Origin of the sequence: Stenotrophomonas acidaminiphila (assembly GCA_002951995.1) — a bacterium.
GTDB classification, from domain to species: domain Bacteria; phylum Pseudomonadota; class Gammaproteobacteria; order Xanthomonadales; family Xanthomonadaceae; genus Stenotrophomonas; species Stenotrophomonas acidaminiphila_A.
This window is the reverse complement of sequence record CP019797.1, coordinates 2,251,555-2,277,464: the sequence shown is the minus strand read 5'-3', so window position 1 is coordinate 2,277,464 and position 25,910 is coordinate 2,251,555. Positions and strand designations below refer to the sequence as shown.

16 protein-coding genes and 3 pseudogenes are annotated in these 25,910 nt (G+C 67.5%); 10 read left to right on the top strand and 9 right to left on the bottom strand.

The genetic code is table 11. The features are described from left to right. Nucleotides 1–19 precede the first annotated feature (19 nt). The 4 genes from B1L07_10195 to B1L07_10180 all read left to right on the top strand — a co-directional run bounded on the left by B1L07_10195 (nucleotide 20) and on the right by B1L07_10180 (nucleotide 4,008). Nucleotides 20–1,372, top strand: coding sequence for a glutathione-disulfide reductase (locus tag B1L07_10195; protein ID AUZ55395.1), 1,353 nt, complete (start codon nucleotides 20–22; stop codon nucleotides 1,370–1,372). Nucleotides 1,373–1,480: 108 nt separating this feature from the next. After that, nucleotides 1,481–2,389, top strand: coding sequence for an EamA family transporter (locus B1L07_10190; GenBank protein AUZ56543.1), 909 nt, complete (start codon nucleotides 1,481–1,483; stop codon nucleotides 2,387–2,389). Then, nucleotides 2,386–2,745 carry a methylated-DNA--protein-cysteine methyltransferase gene (locus B1L07_10185; protein ID AUZ55394.1) on the top strand — a complete coding sequence of 120 codons (360 nt, stop codon included), beginning with the start codon at nucleotides 2,386–2,388 and terminating at the stop codon, nucleotides 2,743–2,745. The genes B1L07_10190 and B1L07_10185 overlap by 4 nt, the downstream gene beginning before the upstream one ends. Before the next feature lie 594 nt (nucleotides 2,746–3,339). Then, the gene (locus B1L07_10180; protein AUZ55393.1) at nucleotides 3,340–4,008 is read left to right on the top strand and encodes a rhomboid family intramembrane serine protease; all 669 of its coding nucleotides are present in this window, start codon (nucleotides 3,340–3,342) and stop codon (nucleotides 4,006–4,008) included. A 160-nt stretch (nucleotides 4,009–4,168) separates the two neighbouring features. Here B1L07_10180 and B1L07_10175 read toward each other — a convergent pair. Beyond that, nucleotides 4,169–6,177, bottom strand: a pseudogene (locus B1L07_10175) (peptidase M13). Between the two features lie 209 nt (nucleotides 6,178–6,386). Then, nucleotides 6,387–8,485: pseudogene (locus B1L07_10170) on the bottom strand (peptidase). Nucleotides 8,486–8,635: 150 nt separating this feature from the next. On the opposite strand from B1L07_10170, the gene B1L07_10165 reads away from it, so the two are divergent. Then, nucleotides 8,636–10,240, top strand: coding sequence for an FAD-dependent oxidoreductase (locus tag B1L07_10165; protein AUZ55392.1), 1,605 nt, complete (start codon nucleotides 8,636–8,638; stop codon nucleotides 10,238–10,240). 25 nt (nucleotides 10,241–10,265) lie between these two features. Here the strand turns inward: B1L07_10165 and B1L07_10160 are convergent, their stop codons facing one another. The 3 genes and pseudogenes from B1L07_10160 to B1L07_10150 form a co-directional block, all read right to left on the bottom strand. Next, nucleotides 10,266–10,967 (bottom strand): hypothetical protein, encoded by a 702-nt coding sequence (locus tag B1L07_10160; protein ID AUZ55391.1) that lies wholly within the window; start codon nucleotides 10,965–10,967, stop codon nucleotides 10,266–10,268. Between the two features lie 277 nt (nucleotides 10,968–11,244). Then, nucleotides 11,245–13,248, bottom strand: a complete 2,004-nt coding sequence (locus B1L07_10155) for a S9 family peptidase (GenBank protein ID AUZ55390.1) — start codon at nucleotides 13,246–13,248, stop codon at nucleotides 11,245–11,247. An 86-nt stretch (nucleotides 13,249–13,334) separates the two neighbouring features. Then, nucleotides 13,335–16,154 (bottom strand): annotated as a pseudogene (locus tag B1L07_10150) (TonB-dependent receptor). A gap of 414 nt (nucleotides 16,155–16,568) precedes the next feature. Here B1L07_10150 and B1L07_10145 point away from each other — a divergent pair. Together B1L07_10145 and B1L07_10140 are read left to right on the top strand one after the other, a co-directional pair. After that, a complete protein-coding gene (locus tag B1L07_10145; GenBank protein ID AUZ55389.1) occupies nucleotides 16,569–17,429 on the top strand; it encodes a Fe-S-binding ATPase in 861 nt (286 codons plus the stop codon). 106 nt (nucleotides 17,430–17,535) lie between these two features. After that, nucleotides 17,536–18,108, top strand: coding sequence for a deoxycytidine triphosphate deaminase (locus B1L07_10140; protein ID AUZ55388.1), 573 nt, complete (start codon nucleotides 17,536–17,538; stop codon nucleotides 18,106–18,108). Between the two features lie 268 nt (nucleotides 18,109–18,376). Here the strand turns inward: B1L07_10140 and B1L07_10135 are convergent, their stop codons facing one another. Next, nucleotides 18,377–18,799, bottom strand: a complete 423-nt coding sequence (locus tag B1L07_10135; protein AUZ55387.1) for a diadenosine tetraphosphate hydrolase — start codon at nucleotides 18,797–18,799, stop codon at nucleotides 18,377–18,379. Continuing rightward, the gene (locus B1L07_10130) at nucleotides 18,796–19,455 is read right to left on the bottom strand and encodes a carboxymethylenebutenolidase (GenBank protein AUZ55386.1); all 660 of its coding nucleotides are present in this window, start codon (nucleotides 19,453–19,455) and stop codon (nucleotides 18,796–18,798) included. Before B1L07_10130 ends, B1L07_10135 begins: the two co-directional genes overlap by 4 nt. A 144-nt stretch (nucleotides 19,456–19,599) precedes the next feature. Here B1L07_10130 and rimO point away from each other — a divergent pair, with 144 nt between their 5' ends. Together rimO and B1L07_10120 are read left to right on the top strand one after the other, a co-directional pair. After that, nucleotides 19,600–20,961 carry a ribosomal protein S12 methylthiotransferase gene (gene rimO / locus B1L07_10125; GenBank protein AUZ55385.1) on the top strand — a complete coding sequence of 454 codons (1,362 nt, stop codon included), beginning with the start codon at nucleotides 19,600–19,602 and terminating at the stop codon, nucleotides 20,959–20,961. After that, entirely contained in the window at nucleotides 20,958–21,815 is an 858-nt protein-coding gene (locus tag B1L07_10120) for a hypothetical protein (GenBank protein ID AUZ55384.1), read from the top strand. The genes rimO and B1L07_10120 overlap by 4 nt, the downstream gene beginning before the upstream one ends. Before the next feature lie 132 nt (nucleotides 21,816–21,947). On the opposite strand, the gene B1L07_10115 is transcribed toward B1L07_10120, so the two are convergent. Further along, entirely contained in the window at nucleotides 21,948–22,454 is a 507-nt protein-coding gene (locus tag B1L07_10115; GenBank protein ID AUZ55383.1) for a transcription elongation factor GreB, read from the bottom strand. A gap of 228 nt (nucleotides 22,455–22,682) precedes the next feature. Continuing rightward, nucleotides 22,683–24,188: an ATP-binding protein gene (locus B1L07_10110; protein AUZ55382.1), complete on the bottom strand. Its 1,506-nt coding sequence runs from the start codon at nucleotides 24,186–24,188 to the stop codon at nucleotides 22,683–22,685. 121 nt (nucleotides 24,189–24,309) lie between these two features. Between B1L07_10110 and B1L07_10105 the strand changes: the two genes are divergently transcribed. Then, nucleotides 24,310–25,890: a lytic transglycosylase gene (locus tag B1L07_10105; protein ID AUZ55381.1), complete on the top strand. Its 1,581-nt coding sequence runs from the start codon at nucleotides 24,310–24,312 to the stop codon at nucleotides 25,888–25,890. The last annotated feature ends 20 nt before the right edge of the window (nucleotides 25,891–25,910 follow it).

The following is a 25,910-nucleotide window of genomic DNA, read 5'->3' as shown; positions in this document are numbered from 1 at the left end:
GGCGCATGGGAGCGGCGCGGTGAGCGGGCAGTCATTCGATCTGGTCGTGCTCGGCGGTGGCTCCGGCGGGCTGGCCGCGTGTTTCCGCGCCGCGTCGCACGGCGCGAAGGTGGCGATGCTGGAACCGGCGTTGCTGGGCGGTACCTGCGTCAACGTCGGTTGCGTGCCGAAGAAGGCCATGTGGCTGGCGGCCGACCTCGCCGAGCGCATCGCGCTGGCCTCGGCGCTGGGCTTCGACGTGCCAGCGGCGCCGCGCCTGTCATGGCCGCGGCTGCTGCAGCGCCGGCAGCAGTACATCGATGGCATCCATGCCAGCTACCGGCAGCGGCTGCAGGACAGCGGCGTGGTGCACATCGCGCAGCGCGGCCGCCTGCGCGACGCCCGCACCGTGGAATGCGAGGACGGCACCCGGCTGCACGCCGGGCATATCGTCATCGCCACCGGCTCGCATGCGTTGAAGCCGGACCTGCCCGGTGCCGGGCTGGGCGGGGTCTCGGACGATTTCTTCGCCCTGCAGGCGGCACCGGCGCGGGTGGCCATCGTCGGTGGCGGCTACATCGCGGTAGAACTGGCCGGCGTGCTGCATGGGCTGGGCAGCGAGGTGACGCTGCTGGTGCGCGGCAAGGAGCTGCTGTCGCAGTTCGACGCCGAAATGACGGCGCAGTTGGCGCAGAACCTGCGTCAGCAGGGCATCACGGTGCGGTTCGAGTGCCAGTTGCAGGCCCTGGAGCGGCGCGCGGGCGGCATCCACGCGCGCCTGCGGGGCGGTGCCGCAGACGCGCTGTTCGACACCGTCCTGTTCGCCACCGGCCGTGCCCCGAGCACCCGCGGGCTGGGGCTGGAGGCCGCGGGGGTGGCGCTGGACGACAACGGCGCCATCGTGGTCGATGCGTTCCAGAACACCTCCGTGCCCGGCATCAGCGCGGTCGGCGACGTGACCGCGCAGGCGATGCTGACGCCGGTGGCGGTCGCCGCCGCGCGCCGGCTGATGGACCGCCTGTACGGCGGCCAGCCGGAGGCGCGGCTGGACTACGACAACATCCCCAGCGTGGTGTTCTCGCACCCGCCGCTGGGCAGCGTCGGCCTGAGCGAGGCGCAGGCGCGCGGGCGCTTCGACACCGTCACCACGTACCACAGCCGCTTCCGGCCGATGCTGCAGGCGCTCGGCGAGGGCCAGACCCGTTCGCTGTTCAAGATGGTCTGCGCCGGCGCGGACGAGAAGGTCGTCGGCATCCACCTGCTGGGCGAGGGCGCCGACGAGATCCTGCAGGGCTTCGCGGTGGCGCTCAAGGCCGGGGTGACCCGCCGGCAGATGGCCGACATCGTGGCGATCCACCCGACCTCGGCCGAGGAAGTGGTGCTGATGCGCTGAGCGCGCCGCAGGCGGGATAATGCCGGGCTCATCTCCCCCGGATGCGCTCATCCCGTGAATGCTTCCCCCAGCAGCGCCGCTGCGGCGCCAGCGCCGGTCGCTTCGTCGCTGCCGACCACGTCGCGGCGCCTGCTTGCCAGCGGCCTGCTGCTGGCTGGCGTGGGCGCCATCACCGCATCCGGCAAGGCGGTGATCGTCAAGCTGGCCTACCGCCACGGTGCCGATGCGACCACGCTGCTGGCGCTGCGCATGCTGGTCGCGCTGCCGTTCTTCGTGACCATGGGTGCGTGGGCCGCGCGCCGGGCGCCGGCGCTGTCGCGCGGCGACCTGGGGCGGGTGGCGCTGCTGGGCTTCAGCGGCTATTACCTGTCCAGCTACCTGGATTTCCTGGGGCTGCAGTACATCAGCGCCACGCTGGAGCGGCTGATCCTGTACCTGAGCCCGACCCTGGTGGTGCTGATCGCGCTGCTGGTGCTGCGGCAGCGGCCGACGCGGCTGCAGGTGCTGGCGTTGCTGGTCAGTTACCTGGGCGTGCTGCTGGCCTTCGGCCACGACATTCAGCTCGATGGCCGGCGCACGCTGCTCGGCGCGGCGCTGGTGTTCGCCAGCGCGCTCAGCTACGCGGTCTACCTGTTCGGCAGCGGCCAGGCGGTGGCGCGGATCGGCGCGGTGCGCCTGACCGCCTACGCCAGCACCGTGGCCTGCGTGCTGTGCATCGGTCAGTACCTGCTGCTGCAGCCACTGGCGGCGCTCGGCAGGCAGCCGCCGCCGGTGTACTGGCTGTCGCTGCTCAACGGCACCGTGTGCACGGTGTTGCCGGTGCTGGCGATCATGCTCGGGGTCAAGCGCATCGGGTCCTCGCTGGCCGCGCAGGTGAGTATGCTGGGCCCGGTCTCCACCATTGTGCTGAGCGTATGGCTGCTGGACGAACCGATGGGCCCATGGCAGGGCACCGGCACCGTGCTGGTGCTGCTGGGCGTGCTGCTGGTGGGCAGCGGCGTGGCCCGCAGACGGTGAGCGCGGCGACCGATGCGGCGGCGGCACAGGCACGCATCCTGGCGGTAATCCGCGCCATCCCGCGCGGGCAGGTGATGGGCTACGGCGAGGTCGCGGCCAAGGCCGGGCTGCCGGGCCGCGCGCGGCTGGTGGCGCGGCTGCTCGGCGGCAACGACGACCGGACCCTGCCGTGGCACCGGGTGCTGCGTTCGGATGGGCGCATCGCCCTGCCCGAGGGGTCGGCCGGCTGGCGCGAGCAGGCACAACGCCTGCGCGCCGAGGGCGTGGTGGTCGAGAACGGCCGGGTCCGGCGCGCGCGGCCGCCGCACGACCTGGATGCCCGGATCTGGGGGCCTGCCTGGAGCAGGAACGGGTGAAGAAGCGCGGGGAACCAGGACACCGCGGCCGGTTTCAAGTGAGCGGATCGAGCGCGCAGCCGACAGCCGGTACCCGCGTATGTATCTGGAACAAAGCCCCCTGAGTCAGGGGGCGGCCGCGAAGCGGCGGGGGTCTGGAAGCACGAGATGGGGCCCACGGTTTGCGTTGCAAACCGTGGGGCGTCAGCGCGAAGGCGATGACGCATTCCCCTGAGTCAGGGGCGGCCGCGAAGCGGCGGGGGTCTGGAAGCACGAGCTGGGGCCCACGGTTTGCGTTGCAAACCGTGGGGCGTCAGCGCGAAGGCGATGACGCATTCCCCCTGAGTCAGGGGCGGCCGCGAAGCGGCGGGGGTCTGGAAGCACGAGATGGGGCCCGCGGTTTGCGTTGCAAATCGTGGGGCGTCAGCGCGAAGGCGATGACGCATTCCCCCTGAGTCAGGGGGCGGCCGCGAAGCGGCGGGGGTCTGGAAGCCCGAGCTGGGGCCCGCGGTTTGCGTTGCAAACCGTGGGGCGTCAGCGCGAAGGCGATGGCGCATCAGCGAAGGTAGCGGCGCGTCCCCGGCTATCATGGCGGCAGTTCCCAAGGATGCCGCCATGTTTCCCCGATTGCCCACCGTCACCAAGGCGCTGCTGATCGCCAACATCGTGCTGTTCATCCTGCAGCAGCCGTTCCTGCTGGGGATGGAAACGTTCGAGCCGTTCATGTTGTGGCCGCTCAATACCGGTGGCTTCGACCCGTTCTCGCCCGGGCAGAACTTCCAGCCCTGGCAACTGCTGACCTATGGCTTCCTGCATGGCGGTTTCACCCACCTGTTGTTCAACATGCTGGCGCTGTACATGTTCGGCGCACCGCTGGAACTGACCTGGGGCGAGAAGCGCTTTGCCACGTATTACCTGGTGTGCGTGGCCGGCGCCGGCCTGTGCCAGCTGCTGGTGGCGGCGCTGATCGGCGAGGGCGGCCCGGTGCTGGGCGCGTCCGGTGGCGTGTTCGGCCTGCTGCTGGCGTTCGGCATGCTGTTCCCAAACCAGCGGGTGATGCTGCTGTTCCCGCCGATCCCGATGAAGGCGCGCACCTTCGTCATCGTGTTCGGCGCCATCGAGCTGATGCTGGGGTTCACCGGCTGGCAGCCGGGCGTGGCGCATTTCGCGCACCTGGGCGGCATGCTGTTCGGCTGGCTGCTGATCCGCTACTGGCGCGGGCAGCCGCCGTTCAACCGCCGCGGTGGTGGCGGCCGTCCCAACCACCTGCGCCGGGTGAAATGACGCGCGGCGCGCGTCACCCGTAGGTGCCGGGCTTGCCCGGCACAGGGCTGTCCAGGCGAGGCGTCATGCAGGGGTCATGCGCGGCGAGCCCCGCCTCTACCGGGCAGGAAACAAAAAAAGGCGCGGAAATCCGCGCCTTTTTCGTGGGCCGAGGAGGGTGTCAGCGCCAGATCCGGATCTGCTCCGCATCGGTGCGCTGCATCGGCTGGCCGGGCTTGCACTGGAACGCCGTGCCGAAGGCCGGCAGGTTGGCCAGCGGGCCGTTGGTACGCCAGCGGCCCGGCGCGCGCGGTTCGGCGCCCAGCCGCTGCACCGCCTCGTTGGGCGAGAGCTGCTGCGGCCACAGCGATGCCCAGGCGCGGAAGAAGGCCTGGCGGTCGGCCGGGCTGGCGTCCGGCTGCGCGGCGGCGAACGCCTCCCAGGCGATCTCCACGCCGGAAATGTCGGCCATGTTCTCGTCGCGGGTCAGTTCGCCGTTGACCTTGGCGTCCTTCACCCCGGGAACGGGTAAGCGCCGTATTGCGCGGCGACGCGGTTGCCGATCAGGGTCCAGGCGCTCTTGTCCGCCGGCGTCCACCAGCTGCGCAGTTCGCCCTTGGCATCGACCAGCGCGCCCTTGGCGTCGATGGCGCGGCTGATCTCATGCGCGACCAGGCCGCCATAGGCGCCGAACTTGCCCGGCAGGCCGTCGGCATCGGTGAAGATCGGCCCCTGCAGCGCAGCGGCGGTGACGATCAGGCGGTTCTGCGCCAGGTCGTAGGACAGCGCCGGCTGCTGTGGCAGCACGTCCCAGCGGCGGTCGGCGTTGCCCTTGCCGATGCGCTTCATTTCCTGGGCATGGCGCCAGGTCGAGGCGATCAGCATGTTGCCGCCGAAGCTGCCACGCCCCATCGGCTGCACGGTGTAGTCGAGGTCGCGCAGCGGCTTGCCGATCTCGATCTTCAGCGCGGCCAGCTTGGCCTCGGCCTCGCTCCTGGCCTCGGCGCTCATCCAGGTGCTGCGCTTGACCGCGGCGATCTGCGCTTCACGGATCTGGTCGACCATCAGCCCGGCCTGGCGCAGCGCGTCGCGGCTGACATGGGCGGCGGCGTATTCATGGCCCAGCATCGGGCCGGCGGCGACGTTGATCGCGTCGAGCACCTGTTCCCAGCGCGCCGGCGCGATGGCCTGGCCGCGCAGCACGCGGCCGCGGAACTCGAATTCCGCGTCACGGTAGGCCTTGGACAGGTACGGCGCCATGGCATCGCCCACGCGCCAGCGCAGGTAGGCCTTCCACTGCTCGGCCGGCAGCCGGGTGATCATGCCGTTGAGCTGCTGGAACAGCGCCGGATCGGACAGCGACACCAGGTCGTCGTTGACGCCCTGCGCCTTGAGGAACGCGTCCAGCTGCAGGTTGCGGTAGCGGCTGTTCAGGTCCTTGGTGGAGACCGGCGCGTAGTTGTTGAACGGGTTGTTGATGCCGGCCAGCGGCTGCGCGTTGCGCGCCAGTTCGGTCTCCAGCTGGATCACCAGCGCCGACTCGGCGTCGAGCTTGTTGGTCGGGGTACCGGTCAGCGCCAGGATCTGCTTCACGTAGGCGCGGTAGCGACCCATCAGCGCCACCGTGTCGGCGTCGGTGCGGGTGTAGAAGGCCGGGTCGGGCAGGCCCATGCCGCCCTGCATGAAGTAGCCGATGTGGCGGTCCAGCGCCTTGAGGTCGACGTCCGGGGCGAAGTTGAACGCCACCGGGATGCCGACCTGGTGCAGCGCGGCGATCGAGGCGGGGATGTCCTTCGCTTTCCTGATCGCATTGATGCGGCCCAGCAGCGGCGCGATCGGCTTGGAGCCGTCGGCTTCCACCGCGGCTTCGTCCAAGCCGCTGGCCCAGAAATCGCCCAGCAGCTTCTGCACGTTGCCCTGCGGCGCGGTCATCGCGCGCTCCAGCAGTTGGCGCTGCTGGGTGCGGGCGTTGTCGGCCAGTTGCCCCAGCGCGGTGACGGCGCCGACCTGCGGCACCGGATTGGCCTTGAGCCAGTCTGCGTTGGCCTGCTCGTAGAAGTCGGTGCAGGCGGGGCTGACCGCGGGCGCGCGCGGGGCAGCCTTCTTGCGCGCGGCATCGGCGCCAGGCGCCGACAGCGCGGCGGCCACGCCGAAGGCCAGTGCCAGGGAAAGCGGGCGGAGGGTGGGCATGTGCAGCGGATCCGTCGAGGACTGAAAGTGGGCGGAGTTTAGCAGCGGGCGGCGCAGACGGAGGAGCGTGCCACGGCAGCGGTGCGGGCAGGCGCCGCGGTTGCGTCGGCGCCGCGCGCGTGGCGCCTTCGTGCGTGCGCGGCGCGCGGAAAACGAAAGGCCCGGGAAATCCCGGGCCTTCGTTGGCTGGCGCGTGGTGCGCTGGCCGATTACCAGATCACCACCTGCTTGTCGCCGGTGCGGACCATCGGCGAGCCGGCCTTGCACTGGAACGCGGCGGCGAAGGTCGGCAGGTTCGACGGCGCACCCATGGCGCGGAACTGCGCCGGGGCGTGCGGGTCGGTGGCCAGGCGGACCTTGGCGTTCTCCGGGGTGTACTTGGTGCGCCACACGGTGGCCCAGTTGAAGAAGAAGCGCTGGTCGCGGGTGAAGCCGTCGATCTTGGGGTCTTCCTTGCCGGCGCTGGCCTTCTGCAGGGCGTCGTAGGCGGTGGCCAGGCCGCCGAGGTCGGCGATGTTCTCGCCCAGGGTCAGCGAGCCGTTGACGTTCTGGTCGCCCACCTTGTACTCGTCGAACTGCTTGACCAGCTTGCCGGTCAGGCTGGAGAAGCCCTTGGCGTCGGCCTCGGTCCACCAGTTCTCGAAGTTGCCGGTCGGCCCGAAGCGGCTGCCCTGGTCGTCGTAGCCGTGGGTCATCTCATGGCCGATCACCGCGCCGATGCCGCCGTAGTTGAGCGCGTCGTCGGCGTTGGGGTCGAAGAACGGCGGCTGCAGGATGGCGGCCGGGAACACGATCTCGTTCTGCAGCGGGTTGTAGTAGGCATTGACCGTCTGCGGGGTCATGCCCCACTCGGTCTTGTCGACGGGCTGGCCGATCTTGGACAACGCGAACTTGTAGTTGAACGCGTTGGCGGCGCGGATGTTGCCCAGGTAGTCGTCGTGCCTGGTCTGCAGGCCGCTCCAGTCGCGCCACTTGTCCGGGTAGCCGATCTTCGGGGTGAAGGTCTCCCACTTGGCGATGGCCTTGGCCTTGGTCTCGGCGCTCATCCACGGCAGGTTCTGGATGCGGTCCTTCAGCGCCGCGGCCAGGTTCTTCACCAGTTCTTCCATCTTGGCCTTGGCTTCCGGCGAGAAGGCGACCTTGACGTACATCTGGCCGAAGGCTTCGCCGGCGTCGTTTTCGATGGTCCCCAGCACGCGCTTCCAGCGCGGCTTGATTTCCTTCTGGCCGTTGAGTTCCTTGCCGTAGAACGCGTAGTTCTCCTGCACGAACGCATCGCTCAGGTACGGCGAGGCGCCGTCGACGGTGTGGAAGCGCAGGTAGGCGCGCCATGCGGCCGGGTCGGTGTCGCCCAGCATCTTGCTCACTTCCTGGTGGAAGCCGGGGATGGCCAGCGAGAACTTCTCCGGCGCGGCGATGCCCTGCGCCTCGAAGAACTTGCTCCAGCTGAAGTTCGGGGTCAGCTTGTCGGCGTCGGCCACGGTGACCGGGTTGTAGTACAGCGAGACATCGCGCGACAGCTCGACGCTGGACTTGGAGGCCTTGGCCAGGCGGGTCTCGAACTTGACCACGTCCTCGGCCTGCTTGGCGGCGTCGGCCGCGGCCACGCCCGACAGTTCCAGCACCTTGGCCACGTGCGCCTGGTAGGCCTTGAGCTTGTCGGCCTTCTTCGCGTCGGTGTAGTAGGTGCTGTCCGGCAGGCCCAGGCCGCCCTGGCTGGCGTAGGCCATGTTCATCGACGAGTTCTTGAAGTCCGCTTCGGGGCCGAAGCCGAACAGCACGTTCTCGCCCTTGGCGGCGCTGGTGCGCAGGTAGTTGGCGATGGCGTCCTTGTCGGCCAGCGCGTCGATGGCCTCCAGGTCGGCCTTCAGCGGGGTGATGCCCAGCGCGTTGATCTTGGCTTCGTCCATGCCCGAGGCCCAGAAGTCGCCGACGATCTTCTCCACGCCGGTCGCGTTCTTCATCGCCGCGGCCTGTTCGGCCAGCTGGTGCTGCACGGCGACCGAGCGCTCGTCGAGGATGGTGAAGGCGCCCCAGCTGGTGCGGTCGCCCGGGATCTCGTTGGCGCTGAGCCACTTGTCGTTGACGTAGCCGCCGAAGTCGGTGCAGGCGTCCTTGCTGGGATCCAGGTCGGCCACGCTGAAGGCGTTGTAGGCCGGCAGCTTGGACTCGTCCAGCTTCAGTTCGGCGGCGGCCTCGGGGCCGGCGCGGTGGCGGCCGCGGCCGGGGCTTCTTCTTTCTTGCAGCCGACCAGCGCGGCCGAGACGGCCAGGGTCAGCAGGAGAATCTGGGGTTTGCGAACGATCACAGGAGGCCTCCGGGCCGGATTCGGTGCATGGGTGAGACCCCGATCACGGGGCGTGCGCAGAAGATACGCCTGTAACCGTTGCCGAAAGGGTGTCGAAGGTCATGCCGGTCGCCGGGTCCGGCGGCTGCCGCGGGGTGATATACAGGGCGGATGACAGACAACGCTTCGCGGCAGTGGGATGCGGTCCTGGTCGGCGGCGGCCACAACGGACTGGTGTGCGCGGCCTACCTGGCCAGGGCCGGCAAACGGGTACTGGTGCTGGAGCGGCGCGAGGTGGTCGGCGGCGCCGCGGTCACCGAGGAATTCCACCCCGGCTTCCGCAATTCGGTGGCGTCCTACACGGTGTCGCTGCTGCAGCCGCGGGTGATCGAGGACCTGCAGCTCGAGCGCCATGGCCTGCGCGTGGTGCCGCGGCGGATCAACAATTTCCTGCCGCTGCCGGGCGGCCGCTACCTGCTGGCCGGCGGCGGGCGCACCGGCGTGGAAGTGGCGAAGTTCTCCGCCCGCGATGCCGAACGCCTGCCGGCCTACGAGCAGCGCCTGGAGATCTTCGCCGACGTGCTGCGCGCGGTGGCGCTGCAGCCGCCGCCGAACGTGACCGGCGGCGGATGGCTGCATGCGCTGCCGGAACTGTGGAAGGCCGGCCAGCTGGGGCGGCGCCTGCAGGGCCTGGACATCGCCTTGAAACAGGAATTGCTGGACCTGTTCACCCTGTCCGCGGCCGAATACCTGGACCGCTGGTTCGAAAGCGAACCGATCAAGGCGCTGTTCGGCTTCGACGGCATCGTCGGCAACTACGCCAGCCCGTATGCGCCGGGCACCGCCTACGTGCTGCTGCACCACGTGTTCGGGCAGAGCAACGGGGTCAAGGGCGCCTGGGGCCATGCCCTCGGCGGCATGGGCGCCATCACCCAGGCGATGGCGCGTTCGGCGATCGAGGCCGGCGCAGTGATCCGCACCGGCGCCGGCGTGGAGCGGGTGCTGGTGGAAGGAGGGCGGGCGACCGGCGTGGTGACTACCGGCGGCGAGGTGATCCGCGCCCGCGCGGTGGTCGCCAACGTGAATCCAAAACTGCTGTACGAACGGTTGCTGGAACCGGCGGACGTGCCCCCGGCCACCCGCGAGCGGATGGCGAACTGGCGCTGCGGTTCGGGCACGTTCCGCATGAACGTGGCGCTGTCGCGGCTGCCCGATTTCAGCGTGCTGCCGGGGCAGGGCGACCATCTCACCGCTGGCATCATCATCGCCCCGAGCCTGGACTACATGGACCGTGCCTGGCAGGACGCGCGCCGCCACGGCTGGTCGCGCGAGCCGGTGGTGGAGATGCTCATTCCCAGCACGCTGGACGATTCGCTGGCGCCACCGGGCCAGCACGTGGCCAGCCTGTTCTGCCAGCACGTGGCGCCGCAGCTGCCGGACGGGCGCAGCTGGGACGACCACCGCGAGGAGGTGGCCGACCTGATGATTGCCACCGTCGAGCGCCACGCCCCCGGCTTCGCCGCCTCGGTGCTGGGCCGGCAGATCCTCAGCCCGCTGGACCTGGAGCGCACCTTCGGCCTGGTGGGTGGCGACATCTTCCACGGCGCGCTGAGCCTCAACCAGCTGTTCAGCGCGAGGCCGATGCTGGGCCAGGCCAACTACCGCGGCGCGATCCCCGGGCTGTACCTGTGCGGTTCCGGCACCCATCCCGGCGGCGGCGTGACCGGGGCGCCGGGGCATAATGCGGCGCGGGAGATACTAAAGGACCGCGTTTGACGACGACGGAGCAGGTCCGGCGTTGTCAGGGACTGTCACGGAGGCCTTCAATACGGGGCATCTCATCGTCTGCGTCCGGTTCTGGAGCGTCCAGAAGCGGCGCCACCGGCGATATGCGTGACGGCTGCTTGTCGGCAGGCAGCTGTTGCGCGGAGCCGACGTTTACGGTGGCGATGCGCGGCTTAATCCATGACGAATCCTGCCATGCCTGGTACTTGGCAGGATCCCAATAGCGTTCGTCATAGAACTTCGAACCATCAATTTCGGTACTGCCCACGGCCGTGGGAATGATGATGCGTACGTTCCCGCTAAAACCGGTCCTGCTGCCGGTAAGGCTCCTGCGCTCTCTGCGTAGCTTGGAGGCAATACGCGGCAACGCCGCCGCGTCACCGTAACGGGCATAGACCTCCTGCCCTACCTCAAGCGCCTGTGCACGCTCGTCTTCTGACAGGTCAGTCCAGTACCGCTCGCGCATCCCCGCAAAACCCTCGTAGCCACGCTCTGCTGCGAGATCCATCCAGGCATAGGCCCGCGCCCGGTCGCGCTCGGTGCCGGTGCCGGTCCATAACATCTCCGCGACCATGCCTTGTGACGGCTTGTCCCCGTAAAAGGCAGCATTCTGGAAGTATCGCAGCGCCTTTTTGTGCTCACCCGACTTGTATTTTTCAATGCCAAGCATTCGAAAGCGCAAGTCCGGGTGTCCATTGAGGAAGCCGGATGTGACCATCAGTGGATCCTGTACAGGATCGGCCGGAAGCGTACCGACTGCCTCGCGCGCGACAGCGGGAGTCCAAGCGCTCGACAGGGCCAATAAGATAAATGCCCTGGTGAATGTGCCTTTAAGCGTCATATGTCTGCTTTCTGCTGTCCCTGCCATGAAGCAATGTTCGACTGGCTGGCAGGTGCCGTGGAACGGTCAAAAGTCATTGCGGCGACGAGGGGCGCGAAACGCCCCCCGTCGCTCGTGGCACCGCCATTCTCCGGGCGCGTTTACCACGCCCGCGTCAGTCCGCGTTGGTCGGTTGGCCGACATCGACCTTGCCATCGCCGATATGACGCTGGAAGAAGCCCAGCATCTCCGTGTACAGGTTGACGCGTGCGTCCTCGCCGTAGAAGCCATGCATTTCGCCGGACTGGATGATCATGCCTTCCGGTTTGTTGCCTGCTGCGATCAGAGCCTTGTTCATCAGTTCCGTTTGCTCTGGCGGAGTGCGTACGTCACGGGCACCAGCGGCGAGATACACCGGGATCTTCACTTCGTCAGCCCGGCGTGCGGGTGAGCTCTCCGCCCACAGCTTGGAATCGGTCCCATGCGTACGCCGCAGGAAGCGACGACCCGAGTCCCGCTCGGGTATGTCGCCCTTCTTGAACATCATGTCGATGTCATAGACACCCACATATCCGAACGTGCATTTGAACAGGCCGGGTTCTCTGATGGGTGCCATCAGTGCGGAATAGCCGCCGAAGCTGCCGCCGTATATACAGATGCGATCCTTGTTGGCGTAGCCGTTGTCGATCACCCAGTGCGTCGCGTCGAGTATGTCGTTCTGGATTCCTTGGCTCCATTGCTGGTGGCCTGCATCCTGAAATTCCTTGCCATACCCACCCGAGCCTCGGTAGTTGACCTGCAGCGTCGCATAGCCCCTGCTGGCAAATAATTGTGTTTCCGGATTGAAACCCCAGCGGTCGCGCGGGCCGATGGGGCCGCCGTGTGGATTCACGATCAGTGGAAGATTCTTGCCATCACTGCCGTGCGGTAGGGTGAGGAATGCATGGATGAGCTTTCCGTCACGAGAGGTGAACGAGAAAGGCTTCACCGAGGCGAGCCGGGCCGACGCCAGCTGCGGCCTCTGCTTCATCAGAAACCGCGCCTTGCCGCTTTCACGATCGAACAGATACAGCTCGGATGGGTTGGTATCGCTGTAAACGTTGACGATGATCTTCTTGCCATCGGCAGTGGCGTTGGAGAAGTCGACCATCTGCCCTTCGAACGCATTCGCCAGCGACAGATAAAGCTGTGCATCCGGATGATCTTCATTGGTGAGTGTGACCTTGGGGGCCCCGGCCTCGGTCACCACGCCAATGAGCGTTGTTTCATCGGTTGACCAGATCATGTCGGAGACCTCGGCGACGGGATCCTGGTGAAGCGTCGTGAACTTTCCTGTCGAGGGATCCAGCGTGCCTATCGCGGCTGGCCGCCGTCCGTCATCGCGGCTTGCATAGATCGTGCCGTTCGTGGTTGCGCGCACGATATCCAGATGGTTGCCGTCCGATTGGGATGAGTTGATCAGGGTCCAGTTGCCCGCATCCCGCCGGTAGAGCTCGGTTCGCTCATCGTACTCGCCATCGTCACCCTTGCTGGTGGAGCAGACTGCGAACTGCGGTTGCTTGGCGGAATCTAGGGTGATGTTGCAGTTCTCCTTCGGTGCGCGCGCCAGGCTGGTACGCCGTCCACTCAAAGTGTCCATCCTGACGATTTCGGTGCCGACGCCCTCGGAGGAACGGGCGCTGGTCACTTGCATGATCACGTTCTGATCGTCGTCTTTTAGCGTATCAAGCAGACTGAAACGCTCTGCGCCGACGGTCTTTGCCCGTTGGGTGGCATCACGGGTGCCGTAGAAAATGAGTGGCCGCGGCTGCGAGCCATCTGCGTTCACGGCAAACCATTCTCCGGTCGAAAAGGGAGCCGCATAACCGCCCATCTTCTTGACAGCGTTGAACATCAGGCGTTCCGGGCTCGTCCAGTAGAAACTGCCAACGCTTTTCTGGTCGGGGAGCTGGTTGACCTTGACGATCTTGAGGTCGGAAGTCCGCAGTACGGCCAGTACGTCCTGTTCACCGCGATCCATGGTGATGGCGATATAGCGCCCATCCGGCGAAATCTTGGCGGTACCGTAGGCGGAGTGCGCGACAAAGTCGCGGATTGACGGGGGCGACTGCACCGGCGCCGCAGAGGCGGCCGAGATGGAAAGTGTGAGCAGAATGGCTGCTGGCAGGCATGATTTCATCTGGATTTCCTTGTCTGATATCGGCTTGCGCATCAACAGAATGGCCCGGGAGTACCCGGGCCATTCGGTTTACATCACGTGTTCAATCAACGGAAGCGGTACTGGAACTCGACCGCAACCTCACGTCCAACTGCATCAAAGGCGCGCCAGAAGTACGGGTAAGAGTTGAAGCCGTCGTCCCTCGGGTGATGGTTGTCGAACATGTTGTTGACGTACAGGTTCACCTGTGCCTTGTCAGTGATCTTCTTGCCGACACTGCCGTTCCAGATGAAATAGGGGGCGATGCGGCCGGTTTCCTGCCAATTGGGCAGGCTGCCATAGCGGATCATGAACAATGCCGCCTGCCAGTCATTACGCTGCCAGGTACCGGTTGCACGGATACGGCTACGGAAATCGAAGTTACCCAGGTCATCGCGGTAGTCCAGGACCGGGTCGGTCTTGAACTGCGCGGAGGTCTGGCCCAGGGTGTGCGACCAGCCCACCTGGACGCGGAAGTCACCCAGTCGGTCGGTGTCCAGCCTGTAGTCCAGGGTCGCGTCGATACCCTTGGTGCCGAGGACCGCGCGGTTGATCGGGCCACGGCGGATCTCCGTGATCTGACCATCGTTCGGCGTGCCCGGAGCGCTCAGGCGGGAAACACGCGACAGCATGTCGTTACAGAATGCGGAACCCAAGGTGCCCAGGGTGAACGGCTGGCCATTGCGGGTCTTGCCGGTGATGCAGCCCGCTTCCCCTTCCAGGATATAGGCGGAAGTGATGTCGGAGACCACGTCCTCCAACTCGATGTGGTAGTAGTCGGCGCTGATCGACAGGCCGTCAATGATGTCCCACACGAAGCCGGCCGTCCACGACTTGCCGGTCTCTTCACGCAGATCCTTGGTGCCCTGGCGGACGCCGAACGCAGTGTAGTTGGTGGTCGTATCCGAGGTCGGGCACTGCGACGCCACGCGGCCACTTTCAAGGCAGCGGCGCACGTCGAGAATGCTGCTGTACGAGCCGCTGCGCTCTGCGAATACGTAGTGCATGTCCGGGGCGCGGAAGCTGGTCGCGTAGGAGCCGCGCACCAGCAGGTTCGAGAACGGACGCCATTCGAGGCCTGCGTTCCAAGTGCGGGCGTCATCCACCGCCGTGATGTCGTCGTACTTGTCAAGACGGCCGGCGATGCTGGCCTTCAGGCTGTCGAAGATCGGAACAGACAGCTCGACACCCGTCGCGTAACGGTCACGCTTGCCGCCGCCGCCCGTGCCCGTTCGGTTGTAGGGGCGATCGGCACCGGTATAGTCCGGCAGGATACGCGGATCTTCGTTCAGCTCGTACTCTTGCTGGGATGCTTCCACCACGGCTGCGAAGCCGAGCGGACCCGCAGGCAGTTCGAAGAGATCACCGGAAACCACGAAGTTGCCCTGGTTCACGTACGACTTTGCATCCGTCTTGATGACGGTGCTCATCGACGCGAACTGCTCAGGCGTCAGCGCACTGTAGTAGCGGGATTCATTCAGATCATAGATCGCGTAGCCGTTGCGCGTGCCAATACGCTGGCCGAGGAACCAGTCGTTGATCTTCGAGGCGATAAGGCGCGGAGTTTCGACCTTGATGCGGTACTCCGCGCGGGACAGGGTGGCATCCCAGTCGAAGCGTTCACCGAAGTTCCCCTTGAAGCCGACGGCAAAATCGTAGGACTTCTCGTCGTTCTTGCTCATCAGCTTGTCCACGCCGCCGGCTTCCTGCGGTGTGAAGACGCGCTGCGCGTCGACGATGGTGCCAAGGCCCTGGTCGTACCAGAGGCCACCGACAGTGGGGCCACCCAGAACTGGGTGCCACCGGTGTACTTGGCGCGCGACCAGTAAGTCTGCAGGCTTGCCCATGCCTGGACCCCGCTGTCGAAATCGAACGTGCCGTACAGGTAGGCCGACATGTCGTTGTTGCCATTGCTGATCGTCTGGTAACCCACATCCTTGTAGCTGCCGCAAGCCTGGCCAAGGTTGGTGATCACGCCGGCTGCATTAGCGGAGCGATAGTTGTGGCGAACCCACTCGTCGCCAAACTGCTCGCACGCCCCCGGGGGCGGCGCGATATAGCTGTTCGCGCTCTTGGTGCGGTCGCGGACGCGCATGGTTCCGGTTGGCTGGATGCCCACGTAGTCCGGTGGCAGCGGGTTGTCCAGCAGCGAGTCCATGAAGTCACGCTGGAACGCATGCAGCGGCTCGGAGTTGAAATACTCGACGGCATAAGTGACGCTCCACTTGTCGCCCGTCTTTCCGCCAATCCACTGCAGGTCGGCGCGATCTCGGCCGCCATCGGTGGTGGTGGAGCCCTTGACCTTGAGCAGATCGCCTTCGAAGTTCGTTTTGAGAACGATGTTGACCACGCCGGCAACGGCGTCGGAGCCGTAAATCGCCGAAGCGCCGCCGGCCAGCAGTTCGATACGCTCGACTGCGGCGGGGGATATTGCCGAAGTTGGCGAAGTTGCTCTGCCCGTTGTAGGGCAGTGGGTAGTCGGCGGCACGACGGCCATTGATCAGCAGCAGGGTGCGGCCCGGGCCGAGGCCGCGGAGGTTGATCACGCTGGCATTCGGCGTGAAGCCACCCTGGAAAATCTCATTCTGGGTGGAGCCGCTGGCCTGGGTCAGGGTGTTGAGCGCATCGAAGACGGTAGTGAAGCCTTCGCGCTCGATCTGAGCGGAGGAAATCACTGTTACCGGTGCTGGACCCTCGACCTCTGCGCGCTTGATGCGGGAGCCGGTGACTGTGACCTTGTCCAGATTGGTTGCATTCTTGTTGCTAACCTCATGGCCGGGCTGGAGTTCAGCTTCCTGAGCATGAGCCGGCGCTACTGCAGTGACTAGCATGGCACTGGCGAGCGCGAACGACAGCGGGTGACGGCTGAGTGAGAAGCGGTTGATCATCGGTTGCCCCTGGGTGCAGTGTGCGAGGTGAAAGCCGGATCGGCAGTCCGTGCTTCACTCTCCTCGCGGTCTGGAATCACGTCGCAAAAAATTCATGTGCCGATAACTTCGAATTAACACATGGTTAATTTTGCATGTCAACCATTCAGTTCATGGTCATAAGTGCGTGATCCGGCAATCTTCTGGCTCGACGACGGTGGTCAGGTCTCATTGAAGATCCGAGCGCACTGGATGTCCTATGGAAGCGCAACTGCGTGGTGGCCCAGAACTCAAGTCGTCGGAGTGCCGCACGTGATGCAGGGTCTGGTGCCGCTGCATCGGGCCATCAAAGGAATGGGGCGCCTGGCCTGCCGCTACCCTGGAGCTCTTCTATGAAGCATCATCTGCGGGTTTATCTGATCAGGAATTACTAGCATGGCCTCGCAGAAAGCCGCCCTGTCGACGAGCATTCACCGCGTCCAGAAGGGCCTTTCGCCCCATCCCCGCATCCGCAACGTCATCGCCGTGGGTTCCGGCAAGGGCGGGGTCGGCAAGTCGACGACGGCGGTTAACCTGGCTGTGGCGCTGCAGCAACTGGGCGCGCGGGTGGGGGTGCTGGATGCCGACATCTACGGGCCCAGCATGCCGGCGATGCTGGGGCTCAGCGGGCGCCCGGAGAGCCCGGACAACAAGTCGATCGAGCCGATGCGGGCGTTCGGGGTGGAGACCATGTCGATCGGGTTCCTGGTCGATCAGGACTCGCCGATGATCTGGCGCGGGCCAATGGCCACGTCGGCGCTGACCCAGCTGTTCAACGACACCCGCTGGGACGACCTGGACTACCTGCTGGTCGACCTGCCGCCGGGCACCGGCGACATCCAGCTGACCCTGGCGCAGAAGATCCCGGTGGCCGGCGCGGTGATCGTGACCACGCCGCAGGACATCGCCACCCTGGACGCGCGCAAGGCGCTGAAGATGTTCGAGAAGGTCGAAGTGCCGGTGCTGGGCATCATCGAGAACATGGCGGTGCATACCTGCTCCAGCTGCGGCCATGTCGAGCACCTGTTCGGCGAAGGCGGCGGCCAGCGCATGGCCGCCCAGTACGGGGTGCCGCTGCTGGGCGCGCTGCCGCTGGAGATCGGCATCCGCGAGCAGGGCGACGCCGGCACGCCGATCGTGGCGGCGGCACCTGATTCGGCGGCCGCCAAAGCCTATGTGGCGGCGGCGCAGCGCATGGTCGAGGAGCTGGGCAAGCGCCCGCGGGCGGGCATTCCCATCGTTTCCTCGCTGGTCTGAGCCGGCCGCCGCTACCACCCGGGCGCCATGCCAGGCGCCGGGCTTGGGCTAGAATCGCCCTCCCTCCGGCCCGCGGGCCGGGTTCCATCGCCACCAGGAACGTCGAATGAGCATCAAGAGTGACCGCTGGATCCGCCGCATGTCCGAGCAGCACGGCATGATCGAGCCGTACGAAGCCGGGCAGGTCAAGCAGCTTGATGGCCAGCGCATCGTCAGCTACGGCACCTCCAGCTACGGCTATGACGTGCGCTGTTCGCGCGAATTCAAGGTGTTCACCAACATCAACTCGACCATCGTCGACCCCAAGCACTTCGACCCGAAGAGCTTCGTCGACATCGAGGCCGACGAGTGCATCATCCCGCCGAACTCGTTCGCGCTGGCGCGCACGGTGGAGTATTTCCGCATCCCGCGCGACACGCTGGTGGTGTGCCTGGGCAAGAGCACCTATGCGCGCTGCGGCATCATCGTCAACGTGACCCCGCTGGAGCCGGAGTGGGAAGGCCACGTGACCTTGGAGTTCTCCAACACCACGCCGCTGCCGGCACGCATCTATGCCAACGAGGGCGTGGCGCAGATGCTGTTCTTCCAGGCCGACAAGGACGATGTCTGCGAGACGTCCTACCGCGATCGCGGCGGCAAGTACCAGGGCCAGACCGGGGTGACCCTGCCGCGTACCTGAGCGGGGGACTACGGCAGACGAAAAGGGCGCGGAATTCCGCGCCCTTCGTGTTTGCGCCGGCGGCCCGGGCCTACTTGCCGCGCCCGAACAGCATGCCGATGCCCACGGCCACCAGGATGGCCGGCCACCAGGTGGCCAGCATCGAGCCGATGTTGCCGTTGATCCAGCCCAGGTTCTTGGCCAGGAAGAACAGGCCGACGACGATCAGGATCAGGGCGGCGATCAGGTTGGAGCGCATCGACTTGCGGGTCCTTGGTTGAAGTGGTGGCTATCGTAGCCGCTGGCGCCAGATTTCGACACGCTCGGCCAGCACCCCCGGGTCGAAGCGCTGCGCCGGGCCGCTGCCCCAGACCGGTCCGGGCCAGGCGGCATCGCCCTCATGGCGGCCGACCAGGTGGATGTGCAGCTGCGGCACGATGTTGCCGAGCGCGCCGATGTTGAGCTTGGTGACGTTGGGCTTCTGTTTCAGGTGGCGGGAGACCTGGTTGATCTCGGCCAGCAGCAGCCGCTGCTGGTTGCCGTCCAGGTCGATCCACTCGCTGGCGCCGGCGACGCGCGGCACCAGCACGACCCAGGGGAAGCGGTCGTCGTTCATCAGCCGGATCTGGGACAGCGGGCCGTCGGCGATCAGCACGCTGTCGGCGGCAAGGCGGGTGTCAAGCTCGAAATCGGACGTCACAACGTCGGTCATCGCAGGTTCTCGCTGAAGAAGGCCAGGGTGCGTTCGCGCGCAAGCGCGGCGCTCGGAGCGTGGTAGTGCGCGCCGACCTCGCGGTTGAAGGCGTGGTCGGCCGGGTACACGTATACCTGCATCGACGGTTGCTTTTCACGGTGCGCTGCAACGGCGGCCGCCGGGATCGAGGGGTCCTGCGCGCCGAAGTGGAAGATCGCCGGGGCCTTGAACGGCGCATCCAGGAACGGCACGTTGCGTGCGCCGTAATAGCTGGCCGAGGGCAGGCCCAGCCGCTGCGCTGCGAGCAGGGCGATGGTGCCGCCCCAGCAGTAGCCCACGGTCCCGACCTTGCCGTGCCCGGCCAGGGCGTGCGCGGCGGCATCCACGATATCGACGGCGCGGTCCACGCCCAGCGCGTCCACCAGCGCCCTGCCGCGGGCGGTGCCGGCGGCGTCGTAGTCCAGCTCCAGCCCTGGTTCGATCGGGTCGAAGAAGGAGGGGGCCAGCACCGCGTAGCCCTCGGCTGCATACTGCTCGGCGACATGGCGGATATGGGCGTTGGCGCCGAAGATCTCCTGGATCACCACCAGCCCGGCGCGCGCGGGGGCGTCGGGCAGGGCCTGCCAGGCGCGTACCGGGCCATGGGCGGTTGCGAGGGTGATCCAGTGGTTCATGGGAGGGCTCCGTGGCGCGCGCGGGAATGATTCCCGCCGATGTTAAGGCCACTGCCGGGTAGTGCCGGCACCCGGCCGGTATAATCGCCGCCCTCACGGCCCCGCGGCCATTCCGGCCCCGGCCTTCCAGAACCGCCAGACCCCATGTCCCAGCTGAACCCCAAAGTCGGCTTCGTCAGCCTTGGCTGCCCGAAGGCCCTCGTCGATTCCGAGCGCATCCTCACCCAGTTGCGGGTGGAGGGCTACGACATCGTGCCGTCCTACGACGCGGCCGACGTGGTGGTGGTCAACACCTGCGGCTTCATCGATTCGGCCGTGGCCGAGTCGCTCGATGCCATCGGCGAGGCGATGAACGAGAACGGCAAGGTCATCGTCACCGGCTGCCTGGGCAAGAAGTCGGAGATGATCCGCGAGCAGTACCCGGACGTGCTGTCGGTGTCCGGGCCGCAGGATTACGCCAGCGTGATGGACGCGGTGCATGCCGCGCTGCCGCCCAGGCACGACCCGTTCGTGGACCTGGTGCCGGACTACGGCATCAAGCTGACCCCGCGCCACTATGCGTACCTGAAGATTTCCGAAGGCTGCAACCACCGCTGCAGCTTCTGCATCATCCCGTCGATGCGCGGCGACCTGGTCTCGCGCCCGGTGGAGGACGTGCTGCGCGAGGCCGAGCGGCTGGTGAAGGGCGGCGTGCGCGAACTGCTGGTGGTGTCGCAGGACACCTCGGCCTACGGCGTGGACCGCCGGTACGCGCCGGGCACCTGGCGCGGCAGGGAGTACGCCACGCGCATGAAGGCGCTGTGCGAGGGCCTGTCCGAGCTGGACGCCTGGACCCGCCTGCACTACGTCTACCCGTATCCGCACGTGGACGATGTCGTGCCGCTGATGGCCGACGGCCGCATCCTGCCGTACCTGGACATCCCGTTCCAGCACGCCAGTCCGCGCATCCTCAAGCTGATGAAGCGCCCGGGCGCGGTCGACAAGACCCTGGAGCGGGTGCTGCGCTGGCGCCAGATCTGCCCGGACATCACCGTGCGTTCGACCTTCATCGTCGGCTTCCCGGGCGAGACGGAAGCCGAGTTCGAGCAGCTGCTCGAGTTTCTCGACGCCGCCCAGCTCGACCGCGTCGGTGCATTCGCCTATTCGCCGGTGGAAGGCGCCACCGCCAACGAGCTGCCCGACCCGGTGCCGGAAGACGTCAAGCAGGAGCGCCTGGCGCGCTTCATGGAAAAGCAGGCCGCCATCTCCGCGGCCAGGCTGGAAGCGAAGGTCGGCAGCGTGCAGCAATGCCTGGTGGACGCCATCGAGGACGGCATCGCGGTGGCGCGCTCCCGGGCGGATGCGCCGGAGATCGACGGCCTGGTGCATATCCAGAATGCCGACGCGGCGGGGCTGCGCGTGGGCGATTTCGTCGACGTGGAGATCACCGACAGCGACGAGCATGACCTGTTCGGTGACGCCCGGGTCAAACCCGCCACGACGCCGTTCGATCTCAAGGTGCTGTGACCGGCCAGCCGGGAGGCGGGGGCGGTGGCACGGACGGCACCGGCGCTGCACCCGGGCGGCGCCGTTTCATCGCGCCGTCGCGTGTGCAGGTCGATCCGGCGTGCTTCCGGCATCCGCTGTTCGATGGATATGCCGCCCATCGCGGATGGATGACCGCCGCAGAGTGGCCCGGGATCGACGCACTCAACGCTTTGCTGCCGGCGCACGGGCCGCGCTTCGTCGTGCAGGACGAGGCGCTGCTGGCCGATGGCCTGCACTACGAAACGCGCATCGCAACGCAGGGGCGCATCGCCACCCGCCCGGAGAACTGGCACGACCTGTTCAACGCACTGGTCTGGGCACGTTACCCGGCGATCAAGTCGGCGCTCAACGCGCGCCAGTGCCTGCATGTCGCCGCGATGGGACCGCAGCGGCGCAACCGCGCGCAGCAGGCGCTGACCCAGTTCGACGAATGCGGGGTGATCGTGCGTGTTGCCGATCCCGGGCTGCTGCGGTTGTGGGATGGCCATCAGTGGCATGCGCTGTTCGCCGCGCAGGCCACGCGCTGGCAGGACGGTTGCATCGGCGTGGCCGCGGTGATCGGGCACGCGCTGATGGAGCAGGCACTGGTGCCCGGGCCGCGCCTGGTCGGGCGCTGCGTGGTGGTGCACGGCGCGGACGATGCGGCCTGCGTGGCGCGCGTGGCCGCGGCGCTGGCAGCCGGCGAGATCCTCGACGATCCGCTGCAGCTGCGCCCGCTGCCGCTGGCCGGTGTGCCCGGCTGGCAGCCGCGGCAGGACGATGTCTTCTACGCCGAAGCCGGCTATTTCCGGCCGTTGCGCGAAGGGCGCACATACCCCGCGCCGCTGCGCTGACGCGGTCCGGGTTCGCCGGCCATGACCGGTGCGTCCCGCTTTGCGCGGGATGCCGTGCCGACTTGCCGGCCCGGCGGCTTGGCCAGCCCGAAGCCGCAGGCGGGGGCGGCTCGCACCCGCCGCCGTGGGGCATCACCCGGCGGCGTAGTCGATGCCGATGATGGCGAACCCCTGCCGCCCGCCCGGCAGTTCCACCTCGAATTCGTCGTCGATGCGCTTCTTCAGCAGCGCACGGGCCAGCGGCGAATCGATGCTGATCCAGCCGGCGGTCGCATCGGTTTCATCCGGGCCGACGATGCGGTAGACGTGGACCTGGCCGGACTGGACGTTCTCCAGTTCCACCGTGGCGCCGAAGAACACCGCGTCGGGGTCGCTGGGGCGGGTGTCGACCACGCGCAGCGCTTGCAGGCGCTTGCTCAAATAGCGCACGCGGCGGTCGATCTCGCCCAGCTGCTTCTTGCGGTAGGTGTATTCGGCGTTCTCCGAGCGGTCGCCTTCGGCCGCGGCGGCGGCCAGCGCCTTGACCACCTCCGGTCGCCGCTGCCGCCACAGTTCATCCAGCTCGGCCTTCAGCCGCGCATGGCCCTGGGCGGTGATCAGGGCAGTGCTCTTTTCTGCAGGGGGACGCCAGCGGCTCATTGCGACGGAACATCGGGAAGACGCGGCGCATGGTAGCCGCGCACGCGTGCGCCAGGCCAACCAATGGCTGAAGTCACGGCACGTCGATGGAGCGCGGGCACGCCGGGCGGGCTGCCCGCGGTGGCCACGCCGCCGGGTTGGGGCGCTTGCCGAGCGCGGCGCGACACGCGGCGGCGCAGGCATCCGGCGACGTCGGCCAGCGGACGCCGTGGCGGTCGCGGGGACCGGTCAGCGCTTGCCGCCGAAAATCCCGCCGAGGATGCCGCGCACGATCTGGTTGCCCAGCTTGGTGCCGACCGTGCGCGTGGTCTGTTTGGCCATGGTCTCGATCATGCCCTGGCGGCGTTTGGTACCGAAGATGGCGTCCTTGATGGCCTGGCCGAAGCCGGCTTCCTGGCTGTCGTCCTGCTCGCGGGTGCGCGCCGCCGGCGCCTTGGCCTGGTCGGCGGCCTGTTGCGCGCGACGCGCCAGGATCTCGGCCGCCGATTCGCGGTTGACCGCGGTGTCGTAGCGGCTGCCGACCGGGCTGCCGGCGCGGACCTGGGCGCGCTCGGCGTCGGTGATCGTGCCCATGCGGCAGCGTGGCGGCGCCACCAGCGTCTTCTGCACCGGCGCGGGCACCCCCTTGTCCTGCAGGGTGGACACCAGCGCCTCGCCGGTGCCCAGCTGCGACAGCGTGGCGACCACGTCCAGCTTCGGGTTCGGGACGAAGGTCTCCGCCGCGGTCTTGACCGCCTTCTGGTCGCGCGGAGTGAAGGCGCGCAGCGCGTGCTGCACGCGGTTGCCGAGCTGGCCAAGGATGTTGGCCGGCACGTCATCGGGGAACTGCGAGCAGAAATACACGCCCACGCCCTTGGAGCGGATCAGTCGCACCACCTGCTCGATGCGCTGCGCCAGGGCGGGCGGGGCATCGTCGAACAGCAGGTGCGCCTCGTCGAAGATGAAGACCAGCTTCGGCTTCTCCAGGTCGCCCACTTCCGGCAGTTTCTCGAACAGTTCGGAGAGCAGCCACAGCAGGAAGGTCGAATACAGGCGCGGCTTGAGGATCAGCTGCGCCGCGGCGAGGATGCCGATCACGCCGCGGCCGTCGTGGTTGACGCGCATGATGTCGGCCAGTTCCAGCGCCGGTTCGCCGAAGAACCCCTCGCCGCCGTCCTGCGACAGGCGCAGCAGCGCACGCTGGATCGCCGCCACCGACTGCGCGCTGACCAGCCCGTACTCGGTGGACACGTCCTTGCGCTCCTCGGCCACCAGGTTGAGCAGGGCGCGCAGGTCGTCCAGGTCGAGCAGCAGCAGGCCGCGGTCGTCGGCCAGCTTGAACACGATGTCGAGCACCCCGGCCTGGGTGTCGTTGAGCTCCAGGATGCGCGCCAGCAGGGTTGGGCCCATCTCGCTGACCGTGGTCCGCACCGGGTGGCCGAGCTGGCCGTACAGGTCCCAGAACACCACCGGGCTGGCGGCCGGGGCGTAGCCGGCCACGCCGATGTCGGCGGCGCGCTGGGCCAGCTTCTCGCCGCCGTCGCCGGGCACGGCCAGGCCGGCCACGTCGCCCTTCACGTCGGCCAGGAACACCGGCACGCCCAGCCGCGAGAAGCCCTCGGCCAGGGTCATCAGCGTCACCGTCTTGCCGGTGCCGGTGGCGCCGGCCACCAGGCCATGGCGGTTGCCGAAGCGCGGAAGCAGGGTGACGGCGATATCGTCGGTGATGCCCTTGCCGATCAGGATGGGGTCCATGCAGTGCTCCCGGGTGTTCGTGGGGGGATTCTAGCTGCCGACTGTATCGCCTGGCCGTTCCGGTTGCCGGGCAGCGAGGCCGGCGGCTACCCTGCCAGCCTTTCCGCCCGTAAAGCCGCTGATGCCCGCTTCCGTTCCGTCCGTCCGTCGTTGCTCGCTGCTGGTCGCCGCCTCGCTGCTGATCGCCATTCCCACCGCGCACGCGCAGCGCGTGTCCGCCCGCGACAAGGCCCGGGTCGAGGCGATCGAACAGCGCATGGCCGCGGCTGAGAAGCGTTATGCGGACGCCCTGCTGCTGGTTGCCAACGCCGACCCCAAGGGCACCGCCGAGGGCAACGCCGCGCTGGAGGACATGGAGGACGTCATCAATGCCTGCATCGGCCAGAAGGGCTGCCAGGTGGGCAACCTGCTGTCCACCTACAAGCGGCTGCTGAAGAAGCAGGCCGACGACAGCGCCGGCGACAGCGCCGACGAGGCCGGCGATACGCTCGAGGCCGATCCCGACCACGTCGGTCCGCTGGTCGCCGACGTGCCCGAGGCCGCGCGCGCGGCGGCACTGCTCAACGACCACCGCCACGCCTTCGATGAGATGGTCGAATACAACCCGGCCATCCAGGCCGGCATCCGCCGCTGGCTGACCGACATGCGCCCGGCGCTGCTGACCAGCTACGAGAACTACATGAACCTGCGCGCGGTGATGTGGCCGGAGTGGGAAAAGCGCGGCCTGCCCGAGGCGCTGCTGTTCGGCATCATGGCCAAGGAGTCCAACGGCCGCGTGCACGCCTCCTCGCGCGCCGGCGCGGCGGGGCTGATGCAGTTCATGCCGGCCACCGGCCGCCGCTTCGGCCTCGGCCCGGACGGCAGCGGTTTCGATACCCGGTTCGACGCGCGCAGCGCCGCCGAGGCCAGCGCCTCCTACATGAACGAGCGCATGGGCCAGCTCAACCGCAACATCGAGCTGGCGCTGGCCGCCTACAACGGCGGCGAGGGCCGCGCGCAGCGGGTGTTCAACCAGGGCGGCGGGCAGGGCTTCTGGACCGATTCGATCTACAACCAGTTCCCGGGCGAGACCAAGGACTACGTGCCGATGGTGATCGCCGCGGCGTGGATCTTCCTGCACCCGCAGCAGTACGGCGTCGAGTTCCCCAAGGTCAACGCGCAGCCGGCGACGATCCGCCTGGCCAGGTCCACCACGATCTACGAGCTGACCATCTGCCTGGGCAGCGCCGGTACCCGCGACGGCTACATGCGCGTGCTGCGCAACCTCAACCCGCGCTACGAGGCCGATGGCTGGATCCCCGCCGGCACCACCATCAACGCCACCACCCGCATCGCCGGGCTGTATAACCGGCATTGCGTGAACGGGCCGCGCGCGGACCTGGCGCGGGCATTGATCACCGCCGACGTGAATACCGCGATCAAGCGGCCGCAGGCCGCCAGCTACACCGGCAACGTGGCGGTGGGCGACGTGCAGGCGATGCAGGCGGCCGCGCCTGCCGCCACCGCGCCGGTCGCCCCGGCACGCCCGGCAAGGCGGCCCGCCGCGCGCAGTTACAAGGTCGCCAAGGGCGACACCCTGGGCCGCATCGCCGCGCGCTTCCAGTGCGAGCTGCCGGCGCTGGCGCGCGCCAACGGGCTGCGCGCCCCGGCCTATGCGATCAAGCCCGGGCAGGCGCTGAAGCTGGAAGGCTGCGACCGCTGAACGCGGCGGGCGCACGGCGG

Bases quoted from the DNA above. Each gene is read 5' to 3' on its own strand.
- B1L07_10180 (AUZ55393.1), top strand. From the start codon at position 3,340: ATGTTTCCCCGATTGCCCACCGTCACCAAGGCGCTGCTGATCGCCAAC.
- B1L07_10165 (AUZ55392.1), top strand. From the start codon at position 8,636: ATGACAGACAACGCTTCGCGGCAGTGGGATGCGGTCCTGGTCGGCGGC.
- B1L07_10135 (AUZ55387.1), bottom strand. From the start codon at position 18,799: ATGACCGACGTTGTGACGTCCGATTTCGAGCTTGACACCCGCCTTGCC.
- B1L07_10105 (AUZ55381.1), top strand. From the start codon at position 24,310: ATGCCCGCTTCCGTTCCGTCCGTCCGTCGTTGCTCGCTGCTGGTCGCC.
- B1L07_10115 (AUZ55383.1), bottom strand. From the start codon at position 22,454: ATGAGCCGCTGGCGTCCCCCTGCAGAAAAGAGCACTGCCCTGATCACC.
- B1L07_10110 (AUZ55382.1), bottom strand. From the start codon at position 24,188: ATGGACCCCATCCTGATCGGCAAGGGCATCACCGACGATATCGCCGTC.
- B1L07_10160 (AUZ55391.1), bottom strand. From the start codon at position 10,967: ATGGTCACATCCGGCTTCCTCAATGGACACCCGGACTTGCGCTTTCGA.
- B1L07_10155 (AUZ55390.1), bottom strand. From the start codon at position 13,248: ATGAAATCATGCCTGCCAGCAGCCATTCTGCTCACACTTTCCATCTCG.
- B1L07_10140 (AUZ55388.1), top strand. From the start codon at position 17,536: ATGAGCATCAAGAGTGACCGCTGGATCCGCCGCATGTCCGAGCAGCAC.
- rimO (AUZ55385.1), top strand. From the start codon at position 19,600: ATGTCCCAGCTGAACCCCAAAGTCGGCTTCGTCAGCCTTGGCTGCCCG.
- B1L07_10130 (AUZ55386.1), bottom strand. From the start codon at position 19,455: ATGAACCACTGGATCACCCTCGCAACCGCCCATGGCCCGGTACGCGCC.
- B1L07_10145 (AUZ55389.1), top strand. From the start codon at position 16,569: ATGGCCTCGCAGAAAGCCGCCCTGTCGACGAGCATTCACCGCGTCCAG.